19 protein-coding genes, 1 tRNA gene and 2 pseudogenes are annotated in these 16651 nt (G+C 64.9%); 7 read left to right on the top strand and 15 right to left on the bottom strand.

What is annotated here, in order from left to right; all coding sequences use genetic code 11:
- Positions 1-58 precede the first annotated feature (58 nt).
- Entirely contained in the window at positions 59-892 is an 834-nt protein-coding gene (locus ARTH_RS03685) for a class I SAM-dependent methyltransferase (RefSeq protein ID WP_198011531.1), read from the top strand.
- Between the two features lie 12 nt (positions 893-904).
- Here the strand turns inward: ARTH_RS03685 and ARTH_RS03680 are convergent, their stop codons facing one another.
- Entirely contained in the window at positions 905-1258 is a 354-nt protein-coding gene (locus ARTH_RS03680; RefSeq protein WP_011690585.1) for a DUF2516 family protein, read from the bottom strand.
- A gap of 9 nt (positions 1259-1267) precedes the next feature.
- A complete protein-coding gene (locus ARTH_RS03675) occupies positions 1268-2452 on the bottom strand; it encodes a trans-sulfuration enzyme family protein (RefSeq protein WP_011690584.1) in 1185 nt (394 codons plus the stop codon).
- A gap of 89 nt (positions 2453-2541) precedes the next feature.
- Here ARTH_RS03675 and tmk point away from each other — a divergent pair, with 89 nt between their 5' ends.
- From tmk to ARTH_RS03660, 3 genes are read left to right on the top strand one after another with little or no spacing between them, the layout of a single operon-like run.
- Positions 2542-3222, top strand: a complete 681-nt coding sequence (tmk, locus tag ARTH_RS03670; RefSeq protein WP_011690583.1) for a dTMP kinase — start codon at positions 2542-2544, stop codon at positions 3220-3222.
- A complete protein-coding gene (locus ARTH_RS03665; protein ID WP_011690582.1) occupies positions 3219-4361 on the top strand; it encodes a DNA polymerase III subunit delta' in 1143 nt (380 codons plus the stop codon). Before tmk ends, ARTH_RS03665 begins: the two co-directional genes overlap by 4 nt.
- Positions 4362-4411: 50 nt before the next feature.
- Entirely contained in the window at positions 4412-5986 is a 1575-nt protein-coding gene (locus ARTH_RS03660) for an alpha/beta hydrolase (RefSeq protein WP_011690581.1), read from the top strand.
- A 30-nt stretch (positions 5987-6016) separates the two neighbouring features.
- Here the strand turns inward: ARTH_RS03660 and ARTH_RS03655 are convergent, their stop codons facing one another.
- Positions 6017-6784: an HAD family hydrolase gene (locus tag ARTH_RS03655; protein WP_011690580.1), complete on the bottom strand. Its 768-nt coding sequence runs from the start codon at positions 6782-6784 to the stop codon at positions 6017-6019.
- A 237-nt stretch (positions 6785-7021) separates the two neighbouring features.
- Between ARTH_RS03655 and ARTH_RS03650 the strand changes: the two genes are divergently transcribed.
- Positions 7022-7094 (top strand) — tRNA-Thr (locus ARTH_RS03650).
- 864 nt (positions 7095-7958) lie between these two features.
- Here ARTH_RS03650 and ARTH_RS23390 read toward each other — a convergent pair.
- From ARTH_RS23390 to ARTH_RS03615, 8 genes and pseudogenes are all read right to left on the bottom strand, one after another.
- Positions 7959-8258 (bottom strand): nuclease-related domain-containing protein, encoded by a 300-nt coding sequence (locus tag ARTH_RS23390; RefSeq protein WP_083812656.1) that lies wholly within the window; start codon positions 8256-8258, stop codon positions 7959-7961.
- 67 nt (positions 8259-8325) lie between these two features.
- A complete protein-coding gene (locus ARTH_RS03640) occupies positions 8326-8880 on the bottom strand; it encodes an RES domain-containing protein (RefSeq protein ID WP_011690577.1) in 555 nt (184 codons plus the stop codon).
- The gene (locus ARTH_RS03635) at positions 8881-9402 is read right to left on the bottom strand and encodes a hypothetical protein (RefSeq protein WP_011690576.1); all 522 of its coding nucleotides are present in this window, start codon (positions 9400-9402) and stop codon (positions 8881-8883) included.
- A 99-nt stretch (positions 9403-9501) separates the two neighbouring features.
- Positions 9502-9729, bottom strand: coding sequence for a hypothetical protein (locus ARTH_RS03630; protein WP_011690575.1), 228 nt, complete (start codon positions 9727-9729; stop codon positions 9502-9504).
- A gap of 353 nt (positions 9730-10082) precedes the next feature.
- Positions 10083-11006, bottom strand: a complete 924-nt coding sequence (locus ARTH_RS03625; protein WP_052309637.1) for a DUF695 domain-containing protein — start codon at positions 11004-11006, stop codon at positions 10083-10085.
- Positions 11007-11361: 355 nt separating this feature from the next.
- Positions 11362-11781: a recombinase family protein gene (locus ARTH_RS03620; RefSeq protein WP_071067489.1), complete on the bottom strand. Its 420-nt coding sequence runs from the start codon at positions 11779-11781 to the stop codon at positions 11362-11364.
- Positions 11782-11897: 116 nt separating this feature from the next.
- A pseudogene (locus ARTH_RS24450) lies at positions 11898-11969 on the bottom strand (hypothetical protein); the annotation flags it as partial.
- A gap of 544 nt (positions 11970-12513) precedes the next feature.
- Complete coding sequence (locus tag ARTH_RS03615) at positions 12514-12723, bottom strand: hypothetical protein (protein WP_043429364.1); 210 nt, start codon at positions 12721-12723, stop codon at positions 12514-12516.
- Between the two features lie 540 nt (positions 12724-13263).
- Here ARTH_RS03615 and ARTH_RS03610 point away from each other — a divergent pair.
- A complete protein-coding gene (locus tag ARTH_RS03610; RefSeq protein WP_052309636.1) occupies positions 13264-13623 on the top strand; it encodes a hypothetical protein in 360 nt (119 codons plus the stop codon).
- A 100-nt stretch (positions 13624-13723) separates the two neighbouring features.
- Here ARTH_RS03610 and ARTH_RS03605 read toward each other — a convergent pair whose 3' ends face one another.
- Together ARTH_RS03605 and ARTH_RS03600 are read right to left on the bottom strand one after the other, a co-directional pair.
- Positions 13724-14272 (bottom strand): hypothetical protein, encoded by a 549-nt coding sequence (locus tag ARTH_RS03605; RefSeq protein ID WP_043429361.1) that lies wholly within the window; start codon positions 14270-14272, stop codon positions 13724-13726.
- Between the two features lie 129 nt (positions 14273-14401).
- Positions 14402-14578, bottom strand: a pseudogene (locus ARTH_RS03600) (NAD(+)--rifampin ADP-ribosyltransferase); the annotation flags it as partial.
- Positions 14579-14691: 113 nt separating this feature from the next.
- On the opposite strand from ARTH_RS03600, the gene ARTH_RS23040 reads away from it, so the two are divergent.
- The gene (locus tag ARTH_RS23040) at positions 14692-15183 is read left to right on the top strand and encodes a hypothetical protein (RefSeq protein ID WP_011690568.1); all 492 of its coding nucleotides are present in this window, start codon (positions 14692-14694) and stop codon (positions 15181-15183) included.
- Between the two features lie 43 nt (positions 15184-15226).
- Here ARTH_RS23040 and ARTH_RS23035 read toward each other — a convergent pair whose 3' ends face one another.
- Entirely contained in the window at positions 15227-15715 is a 489-nt protein-coding gene (locus ARTH_RS23035; protein ID WP_011690567.1) for a hypothetical protein, read from the bottom strand.
- 165 nt (positions 15716-15880) lie between these two features.
- Complete coding sequence (locus ARTH_RS03585) at positions 15881-16609, bottom strand: PspA/IM30 family protein (protein ID WP_011690566.1); 729 nt, start codon at positions 16607-16609, stop codon at positions 15881-15883.
- Positions 16610-16651: the final 42 nt, after the last annotated feature.

Below are 16651 nucleotides of genomic sequence, written 5' to 3'. Positions count from 1 at the left end.
CATCACACTGCGGCTCCCACTGACCCGACCGTTACGACAGGACCGTTAGGCTTGTCCGGTGGTGCAAAAAGCTGAACGGGTGGCCCCCGCCCGGACACGGAGCGCAGCCAAGGGCGGCAAGCCGGTGGGAAACGTTACCCGCGGCACCACCAACCCCAACCGCATGCGGCGCCTGGACCGGTGGCTCACGGGGACGCAGGCCTGGCGGCTGCGGCGGGCAGCCGACCCGCTGGTCGTCGACCTCGGGTACGGCGCCTCGCCGGCCACCGCCGTCGAACTGTTCGAGCGATTGTCCGCCGTGCGCACGGATGTCCGTTTGGCCGGGATAGAAATCGAGCCGGAGCGGGTCCGCGCAGCCAAAGCATTGGAACGGGCCGGGCTGAGCTTCCATGTGGGCGGATTCGAGATTCCCGTGCCCGGGCAGCCGGTGATAGTCCGGGCCTTCAACGTCCTGCGGCAGTACGAGGAAGCGGACGTTGAGGCCATCTGGGCACTGGTCCGGGGCCGGCTCGGCCCCGGAGGGCTGTTCATCGACGGCACGTGTGACGAGATCGGACGGCGCGTGACGTGGGTGGCGCTGGACGCCGGCGGCCCGCTGAGCCTGGGCATCTCCATGCGCTTCGGCGGCTTCGCACTGCCTTCGGAAATTGCCGAGCGGCTGCCGAAGGCCCTGATCCACCGGAATGTGCCCGGGGAAAGAATCCACGGCTTCCTGCAGGCACTGGACAAGGCGTGGCTGGACGCGGCACCGCTGGCCGCCTTCGGGAACAGGCAACGGTGGACCGCCATGTGCCGTTCAATGCTCGACGGCGGCTGGCCGGTCCAGGATGGACCGTCCCGCTGGCGGCTGGGCGAGTTAACGGTGGGCTGGGACGCTGTGGCGCCCGCCTGAGGTGTTGTCCGGTTACCAGGGCCCGTAGGGGCCCATGTTGCGGCTGCCGCCGCGGCCGGCGTCTTTCACGGCAGGTCGCACGTCGGCGAGGTACACAGACGCAGCGGTGACGGCCGCGAGGCCGAACAGGCCTAGGGTGCCGAAACCGCCGCCGCCGCCTCCGTAGAGGGACAGGCCGCCGATGGCCACAGCGCCGCCGGTCAACGCCAGCCAGAACGTTTTGGTCCGCTTGGAAACAGCCTCAAAGGCGTTCGCCTTGTGGCGCAGGCAGTCAAAAAATGCCCATGCTTCAAGACCAAAAGCCACGAGCGCAAGGATGAAATAGACCCAGGTCTCGACGAAGATAATCAACTGTTTTCCGTCCACGTCCCCAGCCTAGCCGCCCAGAGCGTCCAAGGCCTGCTCCAAATCGGCCCAGAGGTCTTCAACGTTTTCAATCCCGACGCTCAGCCGGACCAGGTTGTCCGGTACGCTGACCGGTTCCGCCGCATGGCGGCGTCGCCGTTCAATCAGCGATTCAACACCGCCCAGCGAGGTGGCGGGAAGCCAGAGCTGCAGCGCGCGGACCAGCTTGTCCGCGGCATCTGCCCCGTTGAGGCCGCCGGCCGGGGCGATCTGCACGCACAGGATGGAACCGAAGCCCTTCATCTGTGACTTGGCGCGGTCGTGGCCGGGATCCGTTTCCAGTCCCGGGAACCGGATGCTCTCAATCCGGGGGTGATTGCTCAGCCGCCCGGCGAGGACGGCCGCTGACGCCTGCGAACGCTCGATGCGCAGCGCCAGGGTCCGCAGCCCGCGCAGTGCAAGCCAGGCTTCGAACGGTCCTGCGATACCGCCGTGGATGATGCGGTGGTGCAGCAGCTTGGCGCGGATCGCAGCGTCGGAGGTCACCAGTGCGCCCAGGACTACGTCGGAATGCCCGGCCAAATATTTGGTCACGGAATGGAGGACGACGTCGGACCCCAGGCTCAGCGGTTGCTGGACGAGTGGCGTGGAAAAGGTGTTGTCGGTGACAACAATGGCACCTGCCGCGTGGGCTGCGGCGGTCAGGGCCCGGATGTCCGCGATGCCGAGCATCGGGTTGGTGGGGCTTTCCAGCCACAGCATGCTGGCGGGCTTGCCCTCCGCCGGAGCCAGCAGTGCCTTCACGGCGTCGGTGTCCGCAATGTCCACGGTGCGAAGTTCGAACAATCCCTTCTCCGCGAGTTCCGTTGCCATCACCAATGAACCGGCGTAGCTGTGCGAGGGCATCACCAGCACTCCCCCGGCGGGGATCAGGGACAGTGCCGAGCTGACGGCGGCCAGTCCGGAGGCGTACAGCAGCCCCGGAAGGGACGCCCCCTCCAGCTGGCCCAGGGCTTCTTCCAACGGGTCCCAGGTGGGGTTGGAATAACGCCCGTAGCCGCGGTCACCGTCTGCGAGCGGTCCGGTACCGAAATAAGTGGAGGACAGGACGATGGGCGGGTTGACTGGCGCATCGCGTTTGCGGGGCGGGCGGCCGGCGGCCACAACCACCGTTTCAGCCGACAGCGCGGCAGCCTGCTGTTCGGAAAGACTCATGGTCACAGAGTACGTGGGAGGCCCACAACGCAGGAAAGGCGTTACGGTCCGGCACCTACGGTGTCGGTGATTGTCGGTAGGCTGGTCATGTGACTACCCAGAACCCCGGACTGTTCATTGCCTTCGAAGGCGGCGACGGCGCAGGCAAGTCCACGCAGGCCGCAGCACTGGCCGGGGCCCTTGATTCGCGCGGCATCCGGGTGCTGCGCACGCGCGAACCGGGCGGCACGCCGATTGGCGAAAAGCTGCGGTCCCTGGTGCTGGACCACGGCCACGGCCACATCGACGCCCGCACCGAAGCCCTGATCTTTGCCGCGTCCCGCGCGGCCCACGCGGACCAGGTCATCCTCCCCGCCCTCGAGCGCGGCGAGATCGTCCTCACCGACCGTTACATCGATTCCTCGGTGGCCTATCAGGGCGCCGGACGGGACCTCGGAACCGCGGCGGTGCGGGACCTGAACGAATGGGCCACCTCCGGCCTGCAGCCGGACCTCACCGTGCTGCTCGACGTCGACCCCGCTGTCGGCCGCCTCCGCCGGACCGCGGGCGACGCCGCCGAAGACCGGATGGAATCAGAAGCCGACGAATTCCACGCCAAGATCCGCACCGCATTCCTGGACCTCGCCGCCGACCGCCCCGAGCACTACCTGGTGCTTCCGGCCCACCTGCCGGTCGCCGAGCTTGCCGGGCTCATCCTGGCACGGGTGGACTCGCTGATAGGGTCCCGGCAGCTTTCCAGGCAGGTCAGCACAGAAGGCGTGGCCCCGTGACCGTCTGGGATGACCTGCAGGGCCAGCCCGCCGTCGTCGCCCAGCTCCGCCAGGCCGCGCAGGGCGAAGGCCTGACCCACGCCTGGCTGTTCACCGGCCCGCCCGGATCCGGCAGGTCCAACGCCGCCAAGGCCTTTGCCGCCGCCCTTAACTGCGACCAGGAGGACGTGACCAGGCGCGGCTGCGGCGAATGCGCGGCCTGCCTGACCATCCTTGGGGAAACACATTCGGATGTGGCGTTCGTCCGCACCGAAAAAGTCACCATCACCATTGACGAAGCCCGGGAACTGGTATCGACCGCCGGGAACCGGCCCTCATCCGGACGGTGGCGGATCATCGTGGTGGAAGACGCCGACCGCATGGCGGAACGGACCACGAATGTGCTGCTCAAGGCCATCGAAGAGCCCACTCCCCGCACCGTATGGATGCTGTGTGCGCCATCCCCGGCGGACGTCCTGGTCACCATCCGTTCCCGCTGCCGGCCGGTGGCGCTGCGGCTCCCCCCGGCCGCCGACGTCGCGGCTCTGCTGGTGAGGCGCGACGGCGTGGATCCGGCCCTCGCCGAGCGCGCCGCCCGCGCGGCGCAAAGCCACGTCGGCATTGCCCGCCGCCTCGCCCGCGACGCCGACGCCCGCGAACGGCGCATGGAAACCGTCCGCTTCCCGCTGGGACTGCGGGGCATCACCGCAGCGGTCCTGATGGCCGAAAAGCTGGTGAAAATCGCCACCGAGGAAGCCAACAGCTCCAACGAAGTGCGCGACGCCGAAGAAAAGGCAGCGCTCCTGGCCACGCTCGGCGCTCCGGAGAGCGGCACCCTGCCGCCGGCCATGAGAAGCCAGATCAAACAGCTGGAGGATGACCAGAAGCGGCGCGCGAAGCGCTCCATCACCGATTCACTTGACCGGACGCTCACGGACCTGCTCTCGTTCTACCGTGACGTGCTGATCATCCAGATGGGGAACGCCGTGGACCTGGTGAACGTTGAACTCAAGAGCGAGCTGGCTGAGTTTGCCGCCCGTTCAGGTCCGGAGGCAACACTGGCCCGGATGGATGCGATCAACAAGGCCCGCCAGCGGATCACCACCACCAACGTTGCGCCCCTGCTGGCCATTGAATCCATGGCCGCGAGCCTGATCTAGTGCCGCCGCATGTCCCCCGAGCCCACGCCAAGTCCCTCAAGGAGCCCTGCATGAAGCCTGCCCGACGTCTGCCCCTACGGTCCCGGTCCGGATCGACCGTGGCCAAGGCAGCTGCTGGCACCCTGGCCGTGTTGCTCGCCTTGACGGGCTGCACCCTGCTGGGCCAGTCCGACGGCGGATCAGCCGGCGGGAGCACAGGCAAAGCCGACCCTTCCATCGCGGAGGCGGCTCCCGAAGAGCTCCGGAGCTTCTACTCCCAGGAGGTCTCCTGGACGTCCTGCGAGGACAAGCTCGAGTGCGCCAAAATCAAGGTGCCCGTGGACTACAGCAAGCCCGAGGGCGACAGCATCGAGATCGCGGCCCTCAAAATGAAGGCAACGGGCAAAAAGACCGGCAGCCTGCTGGTCAATCCCGGCGGCCCGGGCGGCTCCGGCTACGACTTCGTCAAGGATGCCGGCGCGACGAACATTTCCAGTGAAGTGCGCGCCAAGTACGACCTGGTGGGCTTCGACCCCCGCGGCGTGAAGCGGTCATCCCCCGTCACCTGCCTCACTGACCAGGAACGCGACGAATCCCGCGCCAAGAACTACGACCTCAGCTCGGACGCCGGCCTGGCGGCCGCCCTCGCCGACAACAAGGCAACTGCGGCCAAGTGCGCCGAAAAGACCGGCCCGGTGCTGGCGCACGTGGACACCGTCAGCGCCGCTAAGGACCTGGACATCCTGCGGGCCGTGGTCAACGACACCAAACTGAACTACCTGGGCTACTCCTACGGCACTTTCCTGGGCTCCACCTACGCTTCCTTGTTCCCGGACAACGTGGGCCGGATGGTGCTTGACGGAGCGCTGGACCCTTCGCTCAGCAACGAGGAGCTCACCAGCGGCCAGGCCCGCGCCTTTGAGAAGGCCATCCGTGCCTACGTGCAGAAGTGCCTCGGGGACAAGGACTGCCCCCTGAGCGGCACCGTGGACAGCGGCGTACAGCAGATACGCGACGTCGTGCAGGCCGTGGACGCCAACCCGCAGCGCGCCCAGGACGGCAGGCTGGTCACCGGGTCCGCCTTCGTCAGCGGCCTCATCCTCCCGCTCTACAACGACGACAACTGGCCCCTGCTCACCCAGGCGCTGGACGCCGCCCTCAAGGGCGATCCGTCACCGATGCTGCGGCTCGCCGACTTCGGCGCCGACCGCGATCCGAGCGGCAAGTACACGTCCAACAGCGCCTTCGCCTTCAACGCAATCAACTGCCTTGACTACCCCATGGTGACGGACCCCGCCGCCATGCGGGCCGAAGAGCAGAAGCTGCGGCAGGAATCCCCCACCCTGGGCTACTTCTTTGCCTACGGCGGCACCAACTGCCAGGACTGGCCCTACAAGAGCATCCGCACGCCGGCACCCGTGGAGTACCCGGGTTCGGCCCCCATTGTGGTGGTGGGCACCACGGGAGATCCCGCGACTCCGGTGGAATGGGCGGGCGCCCTGCGCAAGCAGCTGGGCAACGCTTCCCTGGTGACCTGGAAGGGCGAAGGGCACACGGCTTACGGACGCTCGAACAGCTGCGTCACCGATGCCGTGGACGGCTATTTCCTGACCGGTGAGGCCCCCGCGGACAACACGCAGTGCTAGGAAGGCGGCCCGTCGCTGTGGCCTGACGGCCTACGCGGACCGGGGTTCCAGCAGCGGCGGCAGCTCACGGATGGACGGCACGACGGCGGTGGCCCCCGCCGCCCGCAGCGCCGGCTCCCCGTGTGCACCAGTGAGGACCCCGGCCACCGTGGTGGCACCGGCCCGCAGTCCCGATTCGATGTCCGCGCAGCTGTCACCCACGACGGCAACCCTCCGGACGTCGTCCAGGTCCAGCGCCAGGACGGCCGTCAGGATCATGTCCGGATAGGGCCTGCCCCTCCCTGCATCGGCCGGGCAGAGGCTCAGGTCTGCCAGTCCCATCCAGCCAAGGCTCTCCAGCACCATGTTCTGCGTGTGGCGACCGAATCCGGTGGCAAGGCAGACCATGACGCCTGCTTCGCGCAGCCAGCCAATGGCGTCCTCGGCGCCGGGAACCGCCCGAATGATGCCGTCCGATATCAGGTCATCGCAGCTGCGCTCGAAGAAAGTGTTCGCTGCCGCAGCCCTCGACCGCTCCTCGAAAAGGTGGTTGAAGACGGCAAGTTTTGACATCCCGGCGGTGTCCCTGGCGTACCGAAGCATCCGCGCAAACTCCGCAGACCCTTCCGCCACGCCCTGGTCGGTAAGGGTGCGGGTCATGGCACGCTCCAGCAGGCCGCCGTCGAAAACTGTTGTTCCCACCATCGCCAGCACGGCCAGCCGGACTCCCTGACGGCCATCCCGGGCGGCCCACGGCAGCGTGGGGTCCAGCGCGGAGGCTGCGTGCCGTGCGGATGTGTCTGCTGTGTCCGGAGTCATGGCCCAAGCCCCTTCGCTGAGAAGCGCCCGCCGACGCGGCCGCATTTGGTCGTTCCACAGTGCGGGCCCTTCGGGACCCGTTGCTGAACCCGCCCCGACCGCCGGGTGAACATCCAGACAACGTCCGCCACGGCCATTCGTCGGGCGCCTGATCCGCTCATTTTGACCCGGGCAAGGGACTCTATTACAGTTGTCTCTTGCATGATCCGCCCGGTTCTTCCGGGAATTTCATGCGGTGCTTCCTTAGCTCAGTCGGTAGAGCGTTTCACTCGTAATGAAAAGGTCATCAGTTCGATTCTGATAGGAAGCTCGGGATAAACCCCGGACAGCCCCTAAATCTAGGGGTTTCCGGGGTTTTTCGCTGGTTAAGCCAAAGTCCTCGCGTAGGTCCAGGGCGCACTTATGGCACACTTTGGTCTCCCTCCATCCGATTTCCATCTTCAAATGTGGGGCGATTCTAGCCGCGCATCAAGGACATGCTGCCGGATCCGGCGCTACTGTGAGCCCATGATTAGGGACACGACGTCAGCCGAATGGGCAGAGGGCCCTGCTTGAAAAACTCAGGCACCTCCCGGAGCAGATTACGTTGGCTTCGGCTGCGGACGAAGCGGGTTCGAAGCGCATCGAGGAGGGGCTCGATTCTTCGCAAGCGCTGCGGGATGGCCGTCATCGGTTTGTCGGTGGAAGACGTCAGGCGAGATCACCGTCTACCGGGGCGGGCTATCTGGTCATTCCAGGCGGTAGCCGCCGCCTGACGCCCGAGCTGATCCAAGCAGTATCCGCATTTCAGCATTTGGTCACCTCCGACTTACCTGTTGCGTTGCTGGTTGTCACACGAGCGAAGGCCATTCAGTCTCTCCGCAGAGAGCCAGCGCTCGGCTGGCTCAGTCGCACGGAAGCTATTTATGAACCAGCTGACTAGATGATGTCGGCGTCCAGGGATTCACCCCTAGTAGGTGCAGTGAGATCGAGTTCTATAAGTGCGCTCCCAAGATGAGGTGGACTAACCGCCAGGTTTGTCGCAGCCTTTGCATAATCTGCCCTTATAGCCAGAGCGCAAGTAAGCCGCGACCTTCTCCAACGGGCAGTCGATACCCTCCGGCCAACCAACGTTTTCTGCGGCCACTTTCATCAGCGGTTCACCGGAACAGTGGACGACGAGGACTTATCCCAATCACGGGTGGGCATGGATACCTGTGGGTCCGATGACGAGGTGGTCGATGTCTTTTCGCGGCGACAGCGGGACCGAGTGGAGAACCCGGTAGCCCTCCTGTTCCATGCCGGCCAACCAAACCGTCACGCTCCGTGGCTGCCGCACTACTGGATCCGGCTCGAGCGGGGCCACGGAAACGGCGGGTGTGAGAGCCCCCAGATAGCCCGGCGCTTGGCTGAGCTGCACCTGTGTGCCTGGCTCATCGGGAACTGCTGCGGGGGTTGCCAGGGCGGGGCCAACGGCTGAAACTGAAGTGTCCATCGGTTCCCTTATTGGTGCGGTGTCTTGCAAGGGACCATGCGGAGGTTGTCCAATTTCTGGCGGGCCCCTAGCTGATGACGCGCCGGATCAGGGTTGCGGCGTCCTGCACGGCGTCGTGGGTCATTGTCAGCGGTTCCGGGTCGCCGACCGGCGTCAGCCCGGTAATGTCCCACAGGCCGAAGCTGGCCCAGCGGGGCTCGTAGAAGGACCACCAGGAGAGGCCGGCGTAGTCCCCCGTTTCATACATGCTCCGCGCCCACTGCTGGGTGGAGGCCCGGTCCCGGGACACAATGTTGCTGGGCCGCAGCGACCATTCTTGCAGCGCTTCCGGATCGTCCAGGTCGAGGATCGGCGGATCCCCCTCGTATTTCACCAGGGCTTTCCGGGTGCCGGGCGGTGTCCCTGGCGGCGGGGCCAAAATGTCGGAGTTCCACACGGGATACCGGCCAAACGCTTCCGCCGCGGCGCCCTCGGCCGAGTCGCCGACATAGAGCACGGTGTATTCGCGGTCCGGGTCGTCCACCCTGCCGGTTCCCTGCCGCGGCCAGATGTACAGCGGGTGCCCGTTCTCCGCCGGAGTTGAGGCGTCAGGGTGCCAGTTGAGTACGCGCCAGAACTCCACCTAGGCGAACGCTCCCTGTTCGAAGGCCCGGATCGCCTCGATCACCGGCGCCGCACCTTCGAGCCGGTACACATCAATGGGACGGGCGCCCAGATGCGGGTCCTGGCCTTCCAGCCACAGCCTGGCCTGGGCCGGCGTGAATGCACTGTGCAGATGGCCGACCAGGGCATCCAAGTCGGCCAGCTGTGCGCGGTTCTCCTCGTTCGGAGCATCCTCGCCGGACACCCACCGGCCGGGCCTGTCCTTGTTGACGCCGAGTAGTGCCGCCACGGCGTTGTTGCCCAGCGCGTTCACCAGCCGCTGCGTCACAGCCCGCGGACCGTAGTCCGGGGCATCTTTCAGGCCGGCCAGGTTGACCGTGGCAGTCTTGGCCGGCGCCTTGCCGCGGCGCGCAGCATGGCGGGGTGAGACCTTAAACCCCTTCGGAAGAAGGATGACCCCGTTCCGCATTTTGACCGGAGTCTCCCGTCCGCCACCCTTCAGGATCACGGTCTGCTCCACGGCCCTCCGCTGCTTTTCCATAGCCCAACACTATCTGTTGGGCGGATCAGGCGGAAGATCCCTGCCAGGGACCGCGCGTGAAGTCTCAGATGAACGGCATCGCCGCGGTGTCGCCATTGTTCACGCAACCACTACCCGTTCGTCGGTGTAGTCGGAGAATGGAGGTCGGTCGGGGCAGTCGATGGATGTCGCAATCACCGAGCCCAGGTCCACTTCGAATCGGGCGCAGGCGCTGACCGTACGCTGTTCGCGTCCCCACCAGCCGCTGGTCGTCAGGTGCTCGCCGTAGTAGTGATCGGTGTGGAAGTTCCCGTCGGGGTCCCAGCCGCAGGCGTACGGGTTGCCCATGCCCTCCAGCTTTGTCGGTGGCGGCCGTGAACCGGGTGAACCAGTCTTTGCCCTCGGCGGCGTCCTGGCGGATGGCGTTGCGTCCCATCTCCTCGATCGACGGCGTGGCGCAGGAGGTCAGGACGAGCGCGAAAGACAGTGCGGCGGCGATCCGGGTACCGATACCGCCAAGTCCACCAGATCCATTTAGTCCTTTGCTTCCCCGGTGCAAAGTTCTGATAGATCACTATTCCCCCAATGGTGTCCCGTGCCTGAACGATACCCACTGAGCAGGCGGCACCGTTTCACCGTTCAACATTCCCGGCAATGCTCAATGGCGGGGTGTCCAGGTCTCGGAACGGCGCGCCACATTGTCATGCGAATCGACGTACGTGCTTCCATCCGGGGTCAGGATCGTGTCGAGTGGCGCCGCCGGCGACACGTGCCGCAGTCTCGATGGCGTCGCGTCCGTTTTGGTCCTCTGAGTCTGAGTAGTAGTGCAGCAGCCTTGCGCCGGCTGCTGTCTCATGGGCGACCAGGATCCCTCGTGTTCCAAGTGCCGCGGAGATGTCATCCTCGATTCCGCGGAGAGAATCTAGAGAGTCGACCGTCGGAAGCCCGTCGTCCCGCCTGTCGTCATACTGGATGCGTACTTCGGTATGCAGGTCGAAGATGGGGTAGTCGATCCAGCGCAGGGGCCGGCGGGCGCTGACGATGACCCTTTCGCTGCCGTGTGTCGTTCCCTCCATCAGGACCCATTTGTCCGTCTGGGCTTGAGCGGTCATTGTGCTGATGGCAGCGGTGAGATCTGACGCGGTGGCGGTGGCCGTATCTCCGTTGTCGGTTGTTCCTATGGCGCGCACCCATCGTTCGACCCCATCCTCGCCGAGAATCCAGTCAAGGAGCAGGAAGGATACCCTGAGGGGTCCTTCCTCAGTCATTTCGACAAAGAGCGGGTGATGAACGTCTATGTCAAGGCATTCACTTTCGGAGTCAACCTTTAGTCCGAATCGGACATCGCCCAGGCGAAGCCGGTGGCCATCGATCTCGATGACGTTGTCGAGCACACCCGCGACTGGCTGGCGTGCGGCAGCGTACTCCCAGAATTCATCCGCGGCCGGAGCTGACCGAAGCCATTGTTCCGCGATCCGCCGCAACGCGGAATCGCCTTCGGAGCTGACAGCAAGGAGGCTGCGGGATGTGCGCCCGGGTCCGGTGTCCCAAGCCAGGCCTGGGTCGATGGCAGCGAGTTGTTTGCTCATCTGGTTGGGAAGGTCACCCCATTGACCGGTTGCCACTGCGGCATTAAATCGGGCCGCACCTTCAGAAGTCCACCATTGCCAGAATTTTGAAATTGGATGTACGGAGGCCGGAGCGACCTTGCGCCTAAAGAATCCCACATCCACCCTTCCTCGGCGCACTGCGTCGCCCCCGCATGAATCTACCCCAGACACGCAAAAGGACTTCACAGTACATCTGAGTCAGTTGAGTAGGTTCACCGCCAGCCCCGGCAGACACCGCAAGGCTCGCGAACAAGCGGCGGCAGGTCAGCCACCGCTTCGGATGACGCCCCCTCTTTCTGGCCCGGCGCTGCCGGGTTCATCCACGCAAACGCCCATGGCAGCCCCGTGTTGTCGTTGCCAGGGAGCATGCCTACCTTCGGACCGGGACGTTCTTCCTCTTCGAGTATCGGGACTTCCCCGGCCCGAGATCCAGCTGGGCCTGACCCTTGGCCGGGGTCTCGTGGCCGTACATCTTCAGGTACCGGTACAGGGTGGCCCGTGACCAGCCGACAGTCTCTGCGACCCGCTCGGCCGTCTTGCCTTCGGACAGCAGCCGCCGGGCGGTTTCCACCTTGTCCTCCGCGGTGGTCTCGTCGATGGGCTGCTGGCCGAACTTAACGCCTCTGGCTTTGGCGGCCATGACCCCGGCCCGAACCCGCTCGTTGATGAGCTCGCGCTCGTATTCTGCCAGGGTGGCGAACAGTCCCAGCTGTAAGCGACCCGAGGCCGTGGAGGGGTCAATCCCGTCCAACAGGGACCGTCCGAGCCGATCGATCCGGTAGACCAGCACAACGTCCCCTTCGCGGGCGAACGCAAGGAGCGCGGACAGTCCCGGCCGTTCCTTGGCCGCCTTCGCCCGGACAGGTGGTCGAAGTAGACGTACTTCTCCTCGACGCCGGCCGCCAACAGTGCATCCCGCTGCGCCGCCCCGTGCTGATCGGTCGTAGACACCCTCACGTATCCCAGTAGCAGTCCCATGCGCGCATGCTAATTCGGGGGTGTGTCAATAAGCCTCGAGTGCTTGTGGGACGCTGCGGTGAGACAGGTTGGTGAGACACTCCAGGCACCTTCAAGCCAGATTTTCCGGGGGGCGGGCCCGGCTCTTATCAAGCCAGAGTTCGTGAGACGCCGGGGCGGTCCCACAAACAATCGCCGGTCATGTCGAGAAGCTGTCGTCGGTTTCAGAAGTCTTCCGCACGGGGACCGCAGGGAAGGCGTTATCGGTGGGCGGACCCTGGCCGGGCCAGAAAAATGGCCGGGTCAGGCATCGAGCCCAGAACAGCCAAGGATAGCGACCCCCCTTACGGGCATCCCCACCTGAAGGCTTGAGAATGAGTGCCACACGCTCTGGTGGAAGAACTCAGCGGACGCACATGCGTTTCAGGACAGAATCTAGGGGCAAACTTTTGACGAGAGATCCGAAGTGGGCCAGCAGACCGTAGTGAGCACCACGTCGGCTAGGGTGCGGCTTTTCGGGACCAGTCGAGGGTTTCAATGGTGGGATGTTGCCGGAGGTGCTGTATCAGGCTGGCTTTAAGGAAGCGGACTCGGCCCACGTCAACCGCTCCCAGCCGCCGGGTGGGTGTGTGCCGAAGCCGAACCCGGGCCACAGCTCGTCATCATCCCAGGCGTCCGGAAGCTCAAGCTCGGGAGGGCAAAAGTACTGGGTGTGAAGAATCCAGGTGCTGTCCGTGCATCCCGTCGGCAGGAGGTCATCATCCGGATTCATCATGAAAGCCTCTCCAAGCCATGCAGCGTAGGGGGCAAGGGGAGGTTCCCAGGTCCAGCCGTCCGGCAGGTCTCTAAGATGATGCGTCGCCTCCACAGCGAGAGTCTACAGTTCCCGTTTTGGCCCGCTCTGGACATCACATTTATTTGGAGAATTAGCTGGGGCGGGAGGCTGACGCGAGCTATTGACTTAATAGCTCTCCGAAGCGGCAGGATCAGGGTCGGTCCTCCTTGCTCCATTCCGCGTACGAGTCCGCCGGTGTTTAGGGGCTGTGAGCCCGCTGTGCGTCGGTCCATAACTGTAGGCTGCTCGTATGTCTCACGATCTGTCCGTTTAGGCACCTAAGCCTCTGACCAGTGAGGAGGCGGCTGCGGTCGTGACTGTCATTCCCGGCCTGGCCCTGGATGGAGCCCTGGAGGCGATGGGCGGGTGCCGGGAGTGCCGGTCAGTGGGGCGTGACTGTTGCACGGGGCAAGCGGGCCCGAACCAGCACCGCCCGGGTCACGTCCCTGGGGGCGGAACCGTCTGAGGCAGCTGGTGGCCATGGTCCAGGCCACCGGCCGCTACCCGTACCGGCACGGGACGACCACGGAGGAGCGGACGCTGGCGACCTGGCTGCAGCGGCGGCGCGAGGACGCCCGTGCAGGCAGGCTCCCTGCTGAGTTCCAGAACGGTCTGGCCGTCCTGCCGGACTGGGTGCGGCCGGCACGTGTCGAGGCTGACGAGGAACGGTGGCGGGCGCGGCTCGCGGCGCTGACGGCGTACCGACCATCGGGAAACGACTGGCCACGGCCCAAGGCCACCATCACCGGCGAGGAACACGATCTCGGGGTGGCTGCACGCCCAGTGGTCCAAGCTGCGCCAGGGCCGGCTGAGCACCGACAAGGCGGCGGCCCTGGATGAGGCAGTGCCGGGCTGGCGTGCCGGGAGGAAACGGGGCAGACCCGCCGCACGCTGAGGCAAGCGCCCTCCCGGGGAGTGGCCCTGGATCCGGCGCGGCCGCTTAGCTGCGGGCCTCCGTGGGTTCCGTTCCTGCCAGGGACGCTTCGATTCTGTCGAGCGTAGTTGCCTGACCGGCTACTTCGACCGGCCCCTCATCGGTTAGCAAGGGAAGGACCAGGGCGTTCGGCTCAAGACGGTTGAATTTGTCCCACTTGGTAGGGGAATAACGTGGGCCCGACGTCGCGTGAATGTGGATATTGAAAGGTTCACCTCTAGCGATGCTTGTCCGGCCAAGGACCGGCTGGAACGTGAGGGTTCCCGGCGATGGGGTTACGAGGCCAAAATTCCATTTCCGGTAGCGGTCCCCGTCCGGGGCTTGCGGCCGGCGAATGTAGCACTCGATCTGGCCCTGTTCGGAGAGCCTGCGCAGAGTCTTGCGCCGTCGGCGCACGAAGAAAAGAAACACAAGGCCGATCATGACCACGTAAATGGCAGTGCTTATTGCCGCATCTCCTGGCGGGTCGCCGGACAGGACCTTGATCAGAAAATTGAAGCCACCTGCGACCGCGACCAAAAGTATCAAGAACCATGGGAGTCGTCTCTCAGTCATGTCTGACTGTAAAGCAGCGGAGGTTCCCCGGACCAGCACCAAGCCATGGATGACCGGTTCTCAGGGGCGACAATGGCGACGAAGGCCACGCTGCAGCCAGCGAACAATGCGACGAAAAGCCGATCATCATCAGTTGATGATTTCGCCTCGCTCGTCCGCACGGAGGACTGCCCGGCGTTCTTTCCACGCCTGGAGTTCCTCAGGCGCCAGCCGTGTCCAGTCGGTGACTTCGCCGAGGACCCTGAGCGGGGCACTGCTGCGATAGGACCGGGTGGGGTTGCCGGCGAATTTCTTGTCGGTCACGTCCAGTAAGACCGCTATGAAGATGGCGACTGCAGGCGGGTGTGAACCGTTCGACTGATCATGCCATATGGCGGACCCCTAACGGGCTTTCGGTCAGGCCTGTCTAGGGTGGATCCATGACTTTCGAAAGCACGATGTATGAAGACGTTCGCCTCATCTTCCTGCGCGTCCAAACCGGCCTATTTCCCGTAGAAGCGTCGCCGGATGCTGCCGCGGAATTGCTTGGCCGAGGCTACGACAGTCCTGCGCTGCGGGAACTCGCCGGGCACCCGCGCAACGATGCGCGGGGCGCCATGGACCTCTGGTTGATGGTGCGGGACGAACTTGCCGTTCCCTCTCAAGATGACGCTGAGGCTCGGTGGATCCTGGTTCGGGATTGGATGACCCGCATGGTCGACGGAAGTCTCGATCCAGTCGAAGGAGCAAGGTCAATTCTTCGCCATGGATGGGTTGAGCTCGGGCAGCCCGTTGAACTTAGCGGGTTAGTCGCGCTGCTGGATGATTGGGACGATATGCCAAGTTTGCGTGCCGACACGAAGGTGATGATCGTGGCCAGCGCCAGGGAAATCCTCAAGCGACTACCAGGAAAGTCCGAGGACGCCAGGTAGCGTAAGGCCAACCCTGACCGGACAATCCGAGGCCAGAAAGGGATCAGCTCTCCCAGTACTTCTCGCCACCAGCTTGGAGATACCGGGTCAGGAACTCGGATAGCGTGGACGCAACCCGTGGCCAGTCAGTGCGCGGATCCAAGGGCAGCGCGACCAGCACGCCGCCGTTGGATTCAAGGACCAAGACGTCGGTGTCGCCGAGGAACTCGCCGACCACGGCGTCGGTCGCCTCAAAGTCGGCCTGCCGCCTCGCTCGCTCGGCGTTGGTGCGCGCCGCTGCTGCCGATGGGTCGAGGATGTGCAGGCCCCATTGGCTGTAGTCGATGTCCTGAAACAGCCACGCCTCGCGACTTGATAGCCAGAGTGACTCCAGTTGGGGCAAAAGTACGTGAGAGGGCCAAGCCCTCGAAATTTCGTCAACGGTGGCCCGTAACTCCACCTTGCTGGCGAGCCGGAATGGGTTCGCGCCAACGCCTTCGCGGAGATCGGTCCAATTGCGATAGGGATCGAGAGCAGCATTCACGGTCGGCATCTGTAGCCCCCTCCATGTTGAAGTCGTCGCTGCCGCCGTACTCACGGGGCTGGACGTGGTGGAAATAGTAACCCGACTAGCCACTTTTGGACGCCTGGTAACCGCGGCCTTGCCACTCCTGGGTTAAATCCCTCAGCGGTTTCAGACCTCATTAGGAATGCTCTCCTAGTACTCGATGGCTTTACGGTCGATGGACTTCAGCGCGGCGAGGCGGGCTTCCACTTCGGTCTGCTCGCCGAGGTCTTCCAAAGAGGCGAACTGGGCCTCCAAGGATGAGGCGGCGAGTTCCTGCCGGCCACGGACCGTGGCCTCCTGGCGGCGGATATTCTCTTCGTACCGGCCGATGGCCGACGTCGGGTCGCCGGCGTCCAGGGCCTTGAGGGCGTCGTTGACCTGGGATTGCGCGGCGGCGACCCTGGCCCGGTTGACCAGCTGGTTTCGTTTGGCGGTCAGCTCCCCGAGCTTGCCCCTCATCTGGTCCAGACCGTGCTTGAGCTGGTCGACGACCTGGTTCTGCGCGGCCAGGCCGGGCGCCTGGGCCTTGGCGGTGGATTCGGCGGACATCTGCCGCTGAAGAGCGAGCCTGGCGAGGGCGTCGAACTTGTCGGCGTCAACGCCGTTTCCGGCGGCCCGGAACTCGTCAGCTTTGCGGGAGGCGGCGACCGCCTTGTGACCCCAGGTGTTGGCGTCGTTGACGGCGCGGGTGTGGTCGTCCTCGGCCATCCGGAGATTGCCGATGGTCTGGGCGACGGCAGCCTCAGCCTCCCGGATGTTCGCCGAGTAGTCCCGGACCATTTGGTCCAGCATCTTCTGCGGATCTTCCGCGGAATCCAGGAGGGCGTTGATGTTGGCCTTCGCGAGCTGGCCGACGCGGGCGAAAATACTCTGCTTCACGGTGTCTTTCTATCGGTGGGGCAATTCGGATTCTATGTGTAC

Source organism: Arthrobacter sp. FB24 (assembly GCF_000196235.1).
Taxonomy (GTDB): domain Bacteria; phylum Actinomycetota; class Actinomycetes; order Actinomycetales; family Micrococcaceae; genus Arthrobacter.
Note: the sequence above shows the minus strand (reverse complement) of the source record. Positions and strands in the feature narration are given on the sequence as shown.

Excerpts from the sequence above, each read along its gene's own strand:
- ARTH_RS03655 (WP_011690580.1), bottom strand. The coding sequence starts at position 6,784 with ATGACTCCGGACACAGCAGACACATCCGCACGGCACGCAGCCTCCGCG.
- ARTH_RS23390 (WP_083812656.1), bottom strand. The coding sequence starts at position 8,258 with ATGGACACTTCAGTTTCAGCCGTTGGCCCCGCCCTGGCAACCCCCGCA.
- ARTH_RS03630 (WP_011690575.1), bottom strand. The coding sequence starts at position 9,729 with ATGGGCAACCCGTACGCCTGCGGCTGGGACCCCGACGGGAACTTCCAC.
- ARTH_RS03610 (WP_052309636.1), top strand. The coding sequence starts at position 13,264 with ATGGTCCAGGCCACCGGCCGCTACCCGTACCGGCACGGGACGACCACG.
- ARTH_RS03635 (WP_011690576.1), bottom strand. The coding sequence starts at position 9,402 with ATGGAAAAGCAGCGGAGGGCCGTGGAGCAGACCGTGATCCTGAAGGGT.
- ARTH_RS03605 (WP_043429361.1), bottom strand. The coding sequence starts at position 14,272 with ATGACTGAGAGACGACTCCCATGGTTCTTGATACTTTTGGTCGCGGTC.
- ARTH_RS03675 (WP_011690584.1), bottom strand. The coding sequence starts at position 2,452 with ATGAGTCTTTCCGAACAGCAGGCTGCCGCGCTGTCGGCTGAAACGGTG.
- ARTH_RS03615 (WP_043429364.1), bottom strand. The coding sequence starts at position 12,723 with ATGATGAATCCGGATGATGACCTCCTGCCGACGGGATGCACGGACAGC.
- ARTH_RS23035 (WP_011690567.1), bottom strand. The coding sequence starts at position 15,715 with ATGCCGACCGTGAATGCTGCTCTCGATCCCTATCGCAATTGGACCGAT.
- ARTH_RS23040 (WP_011690568.1), top strand. The coding sequence starts at position 14,692 with ATGACTTTCGAAAGCACGATGTATGAAGACGTTCGCCTCATCTTCCTG.
- ARTH_RS03660 (WP_011690581.1), top strand. The coding sequence starts at position 4,412 with ATGAAGCCTGCCCGACGTCTGCCCCTACGGTCCCGGTCCGGATCGACC.